Origin of the sequence: Paramylibacter ulvae, assembly GCF_014652655.1 — a bacterium.
Taxonomy (GTDB): Bacteria; Pseudomonadota; Alphaproteobacteria; order Rhodobacterales; family Rhodobacteraceae; genus Amylibacter; species Amylibacter ulvae.
The window spans coordinates 441,072-453,178 of the sequence record NZ_BMZF01000001.1; the positions used below are offsets into that span (position 1 = coordinate 441,072).

Consider the following 12,107-nt stretch of genomic DNA (forward strand, 5'->3'; position numbering starts at 1 on the left):
ACATTATTCGAAACCACAAACAGAAAGGAATACCAAAAATGTCTACCCCCGCTATATGGCTTGCCGATGCTGTCGCTTGGCTTGACGCGAAAGGCAAAAAGGCATGGATCGCAGCAATGATACTTGGGTTTATCTTTGTCTGGCCTGTTGGTCTTGCCATCCTTTTTTACATGATATGGAGCAACCGTATGTCACGTTCATTTTTTCACTGTTCAAACAACCGTCGCCAATCATCCACGGGTAACACCGCATTTGACACCTATAAGGAAGATACGTTGCAGCGCCTAGAGGATGAACAATCCGCGTTTCAATCTTTCTTGCAACGTTTGCGCGATGCAAAGGATAAAACCGAATTCGATGAATTCATGAATGACCGCGCAAAGGCCAATAAAACAACGGCTTAATGCATTGCAAGTTCCGCCATCTCCCCTATTGTGAACTTGTCGCTCCGCCCTCATATTGGGGCGGAGCATTTTGTTATAGAGACCGCATATGATAAGCTTTGATCACGATTTATCAGGCCTGCCTGATCCACATTTGGATGCACAATTTTACGAAGGTGTTGCATTCAAACGCTTCATCGCATGGGTGATTGATGTGGTTATATTGGTGCTGATTTTTCTGGCCGCCACGATCGCAACCCTTGGGTTGGCTGCGGTATTTGGTTTTTTAATCTTTGTCCTCAACTTTGCCTATCGCGTGTATTTTTTGAATAAAAAATCAGCAACAGTTGGCATGATGATTGCAGGTATCGAAATTCGCAACAAACATGGCAATCGGCTGAACCAGCAAGAGGCGATGTGGCACACTGGCCTTTATATGTTCAACTTTTTGGTGTTTCCATTGTTATTGCTGAGCCTGATGATGACATATCTAACATCATACGGCCAAGGTTTGCATGATTACGTGTTGGGCACCACGGCGATCAACAAACCCATGGATTTGTGAACGCAGGTTGGTTGAATCCACGCAAAACCTTTGCTAGCCTAGGATATAACCATCAGTATCAAAACGATTGCTGACGAATAAGAGTATTACAATGCGTCACACCCTGCCAGTTGCACCACAGTTTTACGTTACCGCATCACAGCCCTGCCCGTATTTGGATGGCAAGGTTGAACGCAAGCTGTTCACTGGATTGGCGGATGAACATGGCAAAGCTTTGAATGACACCCTGTCAAAACAAGGATTTCGCCGTTCGCAAAACGTATTGTACCGCCCATCATGCGCCAATTGCGCCGCCTGTTTATCCGCGCGTATTCGCGTGGCCGATTTTAAACCGCGCAATTCACACAAGCGCATTTTGCGCAAAAACCGCGATTTAATGCGCGAGGCCCACACCGCATGGGCGACAGACGAACAATATGATCTGTTCAAGGATTATCTGGAAACACGCCACGCCGATGGTGGCATGGCCGATATGGATATGTTCGAATTTGCCGCCATGGTCGAAGAAACCCCCGTACAAACCCGCATTATCGAATATTTCGAAGATGCGCCAAATGCGCGGCGTAAATTGCAAGCGGCCAGCCTTACGGATATTTTGGATGACGGGTTGTCCATGGTGTATTCCTTTTTCAACCCAGATCGCAGCGGCAAAAGCCCCGGAACCCACATGATCCTTGATCATATCGCATTGGCACAGGAAATGGGGTTGGACTATGTCTATCTTGGCTATTGGGTGCCCGGATCGCCCAAGATGGATTACAAGGCGAAGTTCTCTGGGCTAGAGGTGTACATCGCCAATCAATGGCAAGCTCTTGATTGCCCCGAAGACGTAAATCCAGAAATGTTGAAACAAGATCGCGGTTCGATTTTGGAACAGGTTGCCACGATCAAATTGCCAGATGTGCTGATTGACGGCAAAGGATAGCGTATTTTTTGTAATTAAAATTCGTTTCCGGAACCCTTGCGAAATAAAATTACCAAAAACCACCCTATTTAGCATATTAAATTGCAAATATGCCCTTGACGCGGTCTGTATGCGCGTTAAGTTGCCCCTATGAAAACGCAATGTCAAAAACTCGTCGTCGTGATGTAACACACTGTTAGGGCTCCCTTTCAGTGTTGCCCCCAATTGGGGGTTTTTTTATACCTAACGCATCGACATACATAGGAGATTCACATGAGCAAGCAAATGACAGGTGCTCAAATCGTTGTAAAAGCTTTGAAAGATCAAGGCGTTGATACCGTGTTTGGGTATCCAGGCGGTGCTGTGCTTCCTATTTATGACGAGATTTTTCAACAAAATGACATTCGCCATATCCTTGTGCGCCATGAACAAGGTGCCACACATGCCGCCGAAGGGTACGCACGTTCAACGGGCAAACCGGGCGTTGTTTTGGTAACATCGGGTCCAGGTGCCACCAATGCCGTCACAGGCATGACCGATGCGTTGATGGACAGCATCCCAATGATCGTTTTGACGGGTCAGGTTCCCACATTCATGATCGGGTCTGATGCATTCCAAGAGGCCGACACTGTTGGCATCACCCGCCCCTGCACCAAACACAATTGGTTGGTAAAAGAAACCGATCAACTGGCCGAAACAATGCACCAAGCATTTCACATCGCCACAAGCGGTCGCCCTGGCCCCGTTTTGATTGATATCCCCAAGGATGTTCAATTCGCAAACGGCACCTATATGCCACCACAAAAGGCAAAAACATCGCATTACCAGCCCCGCGTTAAGGGTGATATGGAAGCGATCACCGAATTGGCCGCAATGATCGAAACCGCCAAAAAACCTGTGATTTATACGGGTGGTGGTGTGATCAACTCTGGCAAGGCTGCCAGCCAATTGTTGCGCGAATTGGTCAAGGAAACCAATTTCCCAATTACATCCACGTTGATGGGGCTTGGCGCATATCCTGCGTCTGGTGATAACTGGTTGGGCATGTTGGGTATGCACGGCACGTATGAAGCCAACTTGACCATGCATGATTGCGATCTGATGATCTGTATCGGTGCGCGTTTTGATGACCGCATCACAGGGGTCATTCCAAAATTCAGCCCACATTCGAAAAAGGCGCATATCGATATTGATGCATCATCCATTAACAAGGTGATCCATGTTGATGTGCCAATTTTGGGCGACGTTGCCCATGTGTTGGAGGATTTGCTCAAGGTTTGGAAATCACGTGGCCGCAAAACAATGGCCAATGACGTTACAAAATGGTGGGCAAAAATTGACGAATGGCGTGCGGTGAAATGTTTGTCATATGAAACATCGGACAGCATCATCAAACCACAATACGCGCTGGAACGTCTGGAAGCGTTAACCAAAAAACATGATCGTTATGTTTGCACCGAGGTAGGCCAGCACCAAATGTGGGCTGCGCAATATCTGGGGTTCGAGGATCCAAACCGTTGGATGACATCTGGTGGTCTTGGCACCATGGGATACGGCATGCCCGCATCCGTTGGCATCCAAATTGCGCATCCAGACAGCCTTGTTATTAACGTCGCTGGCGAAGCATCGTGGTTGATGAACATGCAAGAAATGGGAACAGCCGCGCAATATCGCCTGCCTGTGAAACAGTTCATCTTGAATAACGAACGCTTGGGCATGGTGCGCCAATGGCAAGAATTGCTCCATGGCGAGCGTTATTCCAGTTCATGGTCAGAAGCATTGCCCGATTTCGTGAAATTAGCCGAGGCATTCGGTGCCAAGGGTATTCAAGTTTCTGATCCCGCCGATTTGGACGATGCGATCATGGAAATGTTGAACTACGACGGCCCTGTGATTTTCGATTGTCTGGTTGAAAAACATGAAAACTGTTTGCCGATGATCCCATCGGGCAAGGCGCATAATGAAATGTTGCTGGGCAATTCATCCACCAAAGATGCAATTGATAGCGACGGCGCGGTGATGGTTTAAACCCACCCACAGAAATTAAGCCCCTCCACCGTGAGGGGCTTTTTTTGTTTAAAATTTTAGCGGCACGCGTATTTTTTACAGTTAGTTTAACCCGTTGTGGGATAAGCGCCGTATGAGCATTCTAACCCACCGTTTTCCAACCACGCGCCATCCCTTGGGGCCGATGATCGTATTTTGTTATGGCATGACAAAATGCGGCAGCACGCTTGCATTTGAAACCGCGCGCTCGGCGCTTGAATTATCGGGGTATCCGCAACCTCGATTGTCAATGTCTGCCTTGGGCGTCACACGTAAAATAAACTTTTGCCAACATTTAGATTGAAATAATATCAACGCATTAACGAACGAAGCTTGTGCAATCGGCCACCCCATCGCAATCAAAACACACACCCGCCCCGATGCCGGAGTGATTGAATTAATCAACCAAGGTGGCGCCTTGGTTCAGGCGACATATCGGGACCCTCGTGAAATGGCGCTATCCATGCTTGATCATGGGCGCAAAAGCCGCAAATTGGGTGAGCCCGCGTTTAGTGAAATCAATAACTTGCACGACGCGATGGACAATATCCGAGGTCAAATTGACAGCCTGACCCAGTGGTTATACCGCCCCCATTGTTTGCCGATATATTATTCTGATTTGGCGTTTTCCCAAATCGATACCACGCGGCGTATTTTGGCACAGTTACAGTTGGAAATTGATCCGCGCCGTGTTGTCCAACACGTTAATCAAAATCGATTCACCCAAATGAACAAAGGGATCAAGGACCGTTATCGCCATGAAATGACACCTGCACAATCACGCGCATTCAAACAGGCATTCCCGCAATTTTACGAAACATTGATAAAACGGCGCAAGTCATTGCCAATATTTGGCCAAGCTCCGCTGCGTGACGGGTGCGAATTGCTGTAAACTTACGGCTGACACTTCCTTTTCAATCCGCTATTGTTCGTGTCATCGAATCCGAGAAGGGAAATTGCCATGAACGCGTTGGCCATTAAAAAATCTGCGACATCCAAGAGCGCCTATAACCTCAAGAGCACTATGGGCGATGATATTGAAACCCACACACTTGCGGTTTTGGTCGATAATGAATCGGGTGTCTTGGCGCGTGTCATCGGGCTTTTCTCTGGTCGTGGTTACAACATCGAAAGCCTGACCGTGGCAGAGGTTGACCACGGCGAAAACCTGTCTCGCATCACGGTTGTCACCACGGGCACACCATCCATCATCGTCCAAATCAAAGCACAGCTTGGCCGAATGGTTGCGGTACATGACGTGCACGATTTAACCGTCGAGGGGCCATCCGTTGAACGCGAATTGGCGTTGATCAAGGTTGCGGGCACAGATGACAAACGTGTGGAAGCATTGCGCACATCCGAAGTATTCCGTGCCAAGGTTGTTGATACCACGCTTGAAAGCTTTGTTTTTGAATTGACTGGTACGCCCGAAAAAATTGACGCGTTTGTAGAATTGATGCGCCCACTTGGGTTGATCGACGTGGCGCGCACAGGTGTTGCTGCGATTGCTCGCGGGGCATAATCGCCCAGATCATTTTTGAATTGTAAACGCCGCCCCAACATGGATTGGGGCGGCGTTTTTCTTTATGCAAATTCGACTTCGTCAATCATCGGAAGCATGGTCACTCGCGGGCCACCCGCGCGGGCAATCGCGTTGGCCAATGCCGGCCCTGATGGTGGTGTACCCGGTTCACCAACACCTGTTGGGGCATCCGCAGATGCAACAATCGCCACCTCAATTGCGCCAATATCGGAAATGCGCAGCGGTTCGTAATCTGGGAAATTGGTTTGATCCACTTCGCCATCTGTCAGGGTGATTTGATCGCGCATCACGTGACCAATGCCAAAACCGATGCCACCTTCCATTTGGGCGCGGATTACGTCCGGATTCACCGCGATACCGCAATCAACGGCACAGTAAACCTTTTCGATTTTCACCGCATCATCGCCACCACCCGAAACATCAACTGCTTCGGCGACAAATGAGCCAAATGAATGATGCACCGCCAAGCCGCGCGATTGCCCATCAGGTGCGCCCGCTTTCCAATTGCTCAGCTCAGCCAGTTTGTTCAATACACCCGCCATGCGCGTTTGCGCAGGCGTTTTACCTGGCAACATCGACAGGCGCAATTCCAATGGGTCGGTATCGGTTTCGGATGCAATCATGTCGATCATGCTTTCCATCACAAACGCGGTATGGGTATGCCCCACTGAACGCCACCACAAAACGCTTGTCGCTTTAGCGTGATCTGTCAAACCAACGGACATTCCGGGCACGTTATACACCGTATCGGCAACGCCCTCGATGGATGAATGATCGACACCATCATGAACGATCATGGGTTCCATCGCCGTGCCCTTCATGATGGATTGCCCTGAAATGCGGTGATCCCAGCCAATGATTTGCCCCGCCTCATCCAGCCCCACACGCACACGGTGCGCAAACGCTGGGCGATAATAGCCGCCACGAATGTCATCGTCGCGTGACCAAACCAATTTCACAGGACGCGAACGATCTGTGAGCGCGAATGCCATCGCACATTCCAGATTGTAATCCGCTGTTGGGTTGGCACGACGGCCAAATGATCCCCCCGCAAGCACGGTTTTCACCTGAACCTTTTCCATTGGCAGACCCAAAACTTGGGTCAATGTCATATGGCCAAATGTTGGGAATTGCGCGCCATCATGTAACACAACACCGCCATCCGCAATCGGTTCGATGGTACAGGTCAGCGGTTCCATCGGTGCGTGGGCAAGCAATGGAAAATAGAATGTTTTATCAATCACCTTTGCCGCACCCGAAATCGCATTGGCAGTATCGATTTGATCACCGCGTGTTTGATAGGTTGCTTCGCCCATTTCCACACCCGCAATCAATTCATCACGGATTGTATCGGATGATCGCATTTCGGCGTTTGTATTGTCCCATTCAACCACAATCGCATCACGCGCTTGCATGGCATTCCACGTGGTATCGGCAAACACCGCAACGCCCGAATTATCAGGCAGCGTTTTTGCCATTTCAAAACCCGTCATACCCTTGGCATCGGTATCATCAAATGATTTTACCACAGCCCCCATGCGCGGCGCATGTGCAATCATGACAACCAATTGATTGTCAAAATGAAAATCCATCGCAAATGTACCAGACCCATCAATTTTCACAGCTGTGTCTTTGCGTTTCACCGCACCCTCTTTGCCGATCAATCGCCATTCATCAGGTGTGCGCAAACGGGGTTCGGCGGGAACGTCTTGGGAAACAGCGCTGGCAACAAAATCTGCGATGGGCGCGGATTTTCCGCCACCCGTGATTTGCCCCGCAACGATATCAAGCGTGGATTCATCCACACCCCAATCGCTGGCAGCGGCGGCGATCAGCATTTCACGCGCAGCAGCACCTGCGTTGCGGTATTGCACAAAACTATTGGCCATGGCGGTTGAACCGCCCGTGCCCTGAAATGTACCAAACAGCAGATTGTTGTAAACCTGCGGGTTTGATGGTGCAAAATCGTAATCGATTTGATCCATGGTCACGCCCAATTCTTCGGCAATCAAGGTTGTAAGACCGGTTGAAGGCCCCTGACCCATTTCAAAATGTTTGACGATGGCGGTAACACGGCCCGTGGCATCAATGCGCACAAATGGGTTGATATCCGTGGTTTCACTGGCTGCGGCCATCACCCCATTGGCGCGCATCCCAACCAATAAAACGGTGCTTGCGGCGGCGCCTTGCAAAAAACGACGGCGAGAAGTTGTAAGTGTCATCTTAAGCCTCCAAAATTTCTGCGGCGCGTTGTACGCCTGCGCGGATGCGTTGATAGGTGGCGCAGCGACACGCGTTGCCCCACATGTATTCATCAATTTCATCCGCCGTGGGTTTTTTGTTTTCGGCCAATAATCCGACAGCGGACATGATTTGCCCAGATTGGCAATAACCACATTGCACCACGTCCAATTCTGTCCATGCTTGCTGTACGGCGGCGCCGATTTTATCTTTGCTCATCGCCTCGATTGTGGTGATTTCCACACCTTCGACATCTTCGACAAATGTCTGGCAGGATCGTGTTGGCTCGCCATCAATATGAACCGTACAAGCACCACATGATGCCACGCCACAGCCAAATTTTGTGCCCGTCATTTTCAACTCGTCGCGGATCACCCAAAGCAAGGGCGTGCCATCTTGTGCGTTGGTACTAATCGTTTGACCGTTAAGTTTTAATTCACGTGTCACGTCGTTTCCTCCGTTATATCATTGAAATGTAGTGATAATACTGCCCAAAATCGTCTGCCGTAAAACACCACGCTTGGTAATGTTATCATTTTATGTGGACACCTCCACATAAGAATACTTGCAAATCGCGCCAAAATATCAACATTTGGCGACACGCTACAATTCCCCCTGTTTCTGATTTCAAACACGGGTTATGGATTTGCCAAAGGAATATTGCATGTCGCTCCCACGGTTTTACAAAATCGCCGCAGATCTTCGCCAGACCTGTAATCAGCACGGGATTTCGCCAGCGCGTGTATTGGCGCGAAGCGGTTTGCCAAGTGATTACCTTGAAATTGAAACCAAGGGCGTCGATGGCGAAACTTATTTTAACATCTGGGATGCGATCGCGGCTGAAACGGATAACACTGAACTGTCGCTGACATTGGGCCGTGGTATTGCGCGTGGGCCGTTTCAACCCGCATTGCTCGCGTTTTCGGCCAGCCCAGACATCCACACAGGCCTTAAGCGACTGGCGCTGTTCAAACCGTTATGCGCCCCTATTCGATTGATCTTTGACGAAACGCCGGATCAATTTAACATCACGTTTTCAAGCGAAGGTTGTTTAAACATCCCCGATATCTATGCGGTGACCGAAATAATATTTTTCTTGGATTTGATGCGGGAATTTACCGCCCATCATATTGTGCCAACTTCGGTGGAATTACCCACGTTCAATCACGTCACCCCCGCATATAAACGGTATGTCGGTGCACCAATTAAATTGTCGAACACATCGCGATTGACCCTGCAAATGCAAGACGCCCGCCGCCCGTTGATTTCTGCGGATACTGAATTTTACAAAGTCGTCGAACAAGAATTGCAATTGCGACTGCACAAAGCCAATCAAGAACATTCCATTGGCGAACGCGTACGCCGTGCGGTGATCGAATTATTGCCATCTGGCGCGGTGTCATCGGATCAGGTTAGCGCACGTATCGGCATGAGCAAGCGCAGCCTGCAACGTAAATTGAAACAAGATGACACCAGTTTTCAATCCATTCTGGACGAAACGCGTGCGTCTTTGGCCCTGACATATCTGCGCGAACAACGGTTGAGCGCCGAAGAAACCAGTTATTTATTGGCCTACCAAGACCCCAATTCATTTTACCGCGCGTTTCATGATTGGACAGGCATGACCCCCGCACAAGCACGCGATACGGTTGTGAGTTAGCCCATAACATAGCCTCAACAAGCTATTTTGGGCGCAACACGCATCGCTGATATTTCCATCGACAAAACTATTTGCGCCCAGATCACCACGCGTTTGGGTTGAACCAGCGTGCAAATTTCGTGCCGCAACGTAAATGGTGCACTGCAACATATCGGTGTTATATGCATTTCACCACCAACGGCACTGCCTGATTAATACACAAAAGGAATAGAAAAATGACTGACACAAAGAAAACTGCAAAAACTGCAACAGACAAAACAGCTGAAACAGTTCAAGACGTAAACAACACATTCACAGATGCAAAATCTGCGGTGACAGAAGCTGCTTCAGCTTATGTTTCTGGTGTTACTGCAATCACCAAATCAGTTTTTGGTATCGGCAAAGAAATCGCACAAGAAACTGTTGATCACGGCAAAATGAGCATGAAAGCAAACTGCATGCGCAGCCTTGTTGAAATGCAAGCTGGTTACGTTCAGCACCGCGTTGAATCATCAACTGTACACTTCAAAACAGTTGCTGACGTTACGACAGATAGCGTTAAAAACGTATATGCTCCGATTGCTGAACTGGTAAACAATCGCAAAGCTGCTTAATATTTTGACAAAGGGCAGCGTTCTTGCTGCCCTTTTTTATATTATAGGGAGGGGAGAACCTATGTCACGACATTGGCAAGACAGCTATGATAATGGTGTTCCAGCAGATATTGACGCAGATGCATATGAAAATGTTAGCGCGTTATTCGAAGATGCTGCGGCAAAGTTTTCAGACAAACCCGCGTTAGAATGTTTTGGTCACACGACCAGCTATGCCACGTTGGAAACTCTTTCCCGAAATTTCGCGGCCTATCTGCAGAATGAATTGAATATCAAACGCGGTGATCGTATCGCGTTGATGGCACCAAACGTGCCCGCATTTGCAATCGCCATGTTCGGAATTATCCGCGCAGGTGGCGTTCAGGTGAACGTGAACCCGCTTTATACGCCGCGCGAATTAAAACATCAGTTGAACGACGCAGGTGCAGAAACAATCGTGATTTTTGGCGGCGTATCTGCATCATTGGCCGAAATCATCGAGGATACGCCAATCACCAAAGTTATTGGACTGGATTTGGGCGACGGTACACCGTTACCAATTCCCAGCCCCGCATTGGATGAACGCCTGTCGGCCGCAACCACATTTGCATCTGCACTGGATGCGGGTGGCACAATGGAACTGCGCGATCCAGGGCTTACAAATTCAGACACCATATTTTTCCAATACACTGGCGGTACAACGGGCCTGTCAAAGGGTGCGGTTTTAAGCCATCGTAACATCGTTGCAAACGCAGAACAGTACAAAGCAGTGGTGCCACAGGCATCAAATGTTGGGTCTGAAATCATGGTTGGCGCGCTGCCAATGTATCATATTTTTGGGCTGATGTTATCCATCGCCTATCTGTCATTGGGTGGGAAAATCGTATTGATCCCCAACCCACGCGATATGGACAGCTTTATCGACAGCATCAAGAATGCAAAAATCACCGTTATGCCAGGTGTGAATACTTTGTTTGCAGGGTTGGCAATGCACCCACGTGTGAACGAGATCGATTTTTCAGACCTGAAAGTTTCAATCGGCGGTGGCGCCGCCGTGATCGAAGCGACATCGGAAAAATGGAAATCCATCACAGGCAAACATATCAAAGAAGGTTACGGCCTGTCCGAAACATCACCGTTGCTATGTATTAATCCCGCATCTGTTGAATTTTTCTCGGGCACATGTGGTTTGCCTGTTTCATCATCAGACGTGAAATTGCTGGATGAAAACGATAATGTCGTTGCCATTGGTGAGCGCGGGGAAATTTGTTGCACTGGCCCACAAGTTATGTCGGGTTACTGGAATAATGATGCGGCCAACACCGAGGCATTCACCAAAGACGGCTATTTTCGCACAGGTGACATTGGAATTTTTGACCAAGCTGGATATTTGAAAATCGTTGATCGCAAGAAAGACATGATCATCGTGTCTGGTTTCAACGTATTCCCAAATGAAATCGAAGCAATCGTCACCGCCGCAGACGGCGTTGCCGAATGCGCATGCATTGGGGTGAGCGATGAAAAAACGGGCGAAGCCATCAAAATTTTCGTCGTAAAATCCGCAGGTTCCACAATTACAGAAGACCAGTTGATCGCGCATTGCCGTACCGAATTAACGGGATACAAAATTCCGCGCCACGTTCATTTTTTAACAGAATTACCGAAATCAAATGTAGGGAAAATCCTGCGGCGCGAGTTGCGCGATAACTGAAAGGATTACTAACATGTCTGCACCCAAAGGCTATGCACTATCCACATTAAAAGATCACATCGGCCACGATTTTGGCTCTTCCAAGCCAATGCAAATCACACAACATCGGATCAACACATTTGCCGATGCCACAGGCGATTACCAATGGATTCACACAGACGTTGCCAAAGCAAAAAAATATAGCCCATTTGGCGGCACGGTTGCGCATGGGTTTTTATCATTGTCCTTCGTTGCAGGCGCAATGGCATCAACAGGTATCGTTCCCAAAGAAGCAAAAGGTGTTTTGAATTACGGCGTAGAGGGTGTACGCTTCTTGTCACCTGTTCTGACTGGATCCGAAGTGGTTGCAAGTTTCGTGCTCAAGGATGTGGTGGAAAAAGGCAAAGGCCAATACCTAATACATGTTGATGCGACCGTGACCGTTCCCGGTGCCGCAAAACCAGCACTTGTTGGTACATTTCTCGCAATGGTAATGGGGTAAA

The 12,107-nt window shown here is 48.8% G+C and carries 13 protein-coding genes; 11 read left to right on the top strand and 2 right to left on the bottom strand.

All coding sequences use genetic code 11. From position 1 onward, the window contains the following. Positions 1-38: 38 nt before the first annotated feature. The 7 genes from IE094_RS02190 (at position 39) to ilvN (ending at position 5,420) form a co-directional block, all read left to right on the top strand. Positions 39-404 (top strand): DUF2852 domain-containing protein, encoded by a 366-nt coding sequence (locus IE094_RS02190; protein ID WP_189638924.1) that lies wholly within the window; start codon positions 39-41, stop codon positions 402-404. A gap of 88 nt (positions 405-492) precedes the next feature. Then, positions 493-948, top strand: a complete 456-nt coding sequence (locus IE094_RS02195) for an RDD family protein (protein ID WP_189638925.1) — start codon at positions 493-495, stop codon at positions 946-948. 91 nt (positions 949-1,039) lie between these two features. Next, positions 1,040-1,873, top strand: a complete 834-nt coding sequence (locus IE094_RS02200; protein ID WP_189638926.1) for an arginyltransferase — start codon at positions 1,040-1,042, stop codon at positions 1,871-1,873. Between the two features lie 252 nt (positions 1,874-2,125). Beyond that, entirely contained in the window at positions 2,126-3,880 is a 1,755-nt protein-coding gene (locus IE094_RS02205; protein WP_189638927.1) for an acetolactate synthase 3 large subunit, read from the top strand. Between the two features lie 112 nt (positions 3,881-3,992). Beyond that, positions 3,993-4,202, top strand: a complete 210-nt coding sequence (locus IE094_RS02210) for a hypothetical protein (protein WP_189638928.1) — start codon at positions 3,993-3,995, stop codon at positions 4,200-4,202. Between the two features lie 84 nt (positions 4,203-4,286). Further along, the gene (locus tag IE094_RS02215) at positions 4,287-4,790 is read left to right on the top strand and encodes a hypothetical protein (RefSeq protein ID WP_229801966.1); all 504 of its coding nucleotides are present in this window, start codon (positions 4,287-4,289) and stop codon (positions 4,788-4,790) included. Positions 4,791-4,859: 69 nt separating this feature from the next. After that, positions 4,860-5,420: an acetolactate synthase small subunit gene (ilvN, locus tag IE094_RS02220; RefSeq protein ID WP_189638929.1), complete on the top strand. Its 561-nt coding sequence runs from the start codon at positions 4,860-4,862 to the stop codon at positions 5,418-5,420. Positions 5,421-5,482: 62 nt separating this feature from the next. Here ilvN and IE094_RS02225 read toward each other — a convergent pair whose 3' ends face one another. Together IE094_RS02225 and IE094_RS02230 are read right to left on the bottom strand one after the other, a co-directional pair. After that, positions 5,483-7,663 (bottom strand): xanthine dehydrogenase family protein molybdopterin-binding subunit, encoded by a 2,181-nt coding sequence (locus IE094_RS02225; protein WP_189638930.1) that lies wholly within the window; start codon positions 7,661-7,663, stop codon positions 5,483-5,485. 1 nt (position 7,664) lies between these two features. After that, entirely contained in the window at positions 7,665-8,129 is a 465-nt protein-coding gene (locus IE094_RS02230) for a (2Fe-2S)-binding protein (RefSeq protein WP_189638931.1), read from the bottom strand. Positions 8,130-8,346: 217 nt separating this feature from the next. Here IE094_RS02230 and IE094_RS02235 point away from each other — a divergent pair, with 217 nt between their 5' ends. The 4 genes from IE094_RS02235 to IE094_RS02250 all read left to right on the top strand — a co-directional run bounded on the left by IE094_RS02235 (position 8,347) and on the right by IE094_RS02250 (position 12,106). Further along, positions 8,347-9,342 (top strand): helix-turn-helix domain-containing protein, encoded by a 996-nt coding sequence (locus IE094_RS02235; protein WP_189638932.1) that lies wholly within the window; start codon positions 8,347-8,349, stop codon positions 9,340-9,342. 215 nt (positions 9,343-9,557) lie between these two features. Beyond that, complete coding sequence (locus IE094_RS02240; protein WP_189638933.1) at positions 9,558-9,935, top strand: phasin family protein; 378 nt, start codon at positions 9,558-9,560, stop codon at positions 9,933-9,935. Positions 9,936-9,996: 61 nt separating this feature from the next. Beyond that, positions 9,997-11,625, top strand: coding sequence for an AMP-binding protein (locus IE094_RS02245; RefSeq protein WP_189638934.1), 1,629 nt, complete (start codon positions 9,997-9,999; stop codon positions 11,623-11,625). Between the two features lie 13 nt (positions 11,626-11,638). After that, positions 11,639-12,106 carry a MaoC family dehydratase gene (locus IE094_RS02250; protein WP_189638935.1) on the top strand — a complete coding sequence of 156 codons (468 nt, stop codon included), beginning with the start codon at positions 11,639-11,641 and terminating at the stop codon, positions 12,104-12,106. Position 12,107: the final 1 nt, after the last annotated feature.

Excerpts from the sequence above, each read along its gene's own strand:
- IE094_RS02190 (WP_189638924.1), top strand. The coding sequence starts at position 39 with ATGTCTACCCCCGCTATATGGCTTGCCGATGCTGTCGCTTGGCTTGAC.
- IE094_RS02195 (WP_189638925.1), top strand. The coding sequence starts at position 493 with ATGATAAGCTTTGATCACGATTTATCAGGCCTGCCTGATCCACATTTG.
- IE094_RS02200 (WP_189638926.1), top strand. The coding sequence starts at position 1,040 with ATGCGTCACACCCTGCCAGTTGCACCACAGTTTTACGTTACCGCATCA.
- IE094_RS02205 (WP_189638927.1), top strand. The coding sequence starts at position 2,126 with ATGAGCAAGCAAATGACAGGTGCTCAAATCGTTGTAAAAGCTTTGAAA.
- IE094_RS02210 (WP_189638928.1), top strand. The coding sequence starts at position 3,993 with ATGAGCATTCTAACCCACCGTTTTCCAACCACGCGCCATCCCTTGGGG.
- ilvN (WP_189638929.1), top strand. The coding sequence starts at position 4,860 with ATGAACGCGTTGGCCATTAAAAAATCTGCGACATCCAAGAGCGCCTAT.
- IE094_RS02225 (WP_189638930.1), bottom strand. The coding sequence starts at position 7,663 with ATGACACTTACAACTTCTCGCCGTCGTTTTTTGCAAGGCGCCGCCGCA.
- IE094_RS02235 (WP_189638932.1), top strand. The coding sequence starts at position 8,347 with ATGTCGCTCCCACGGTTTTACAAAATCGCCGCAGATCTTCGCCAGACC.
- IE094_RS02240 (WP_189638933.1), top strand. The coding sequence starts at position 9,558 with ATGACTGACACAAAGAAAACTGCAAAAACTGCAACAGACAAAACAGCT.
- IE094_RS02245 (WP_189638934.1), top strand. The coding sequence starts at position 9,997 with ATGTCACGACATTGGCAAGACAGCTATGATAATGGTGTTCCAGCAGAT.
- IE094_RS02250 (WP_189638935.1), top strand. The coding sequence starts at position 11,639 with ATGTCTGCACCCAAAGGCTATGCACTATCCACATTAAAAGATCACATC.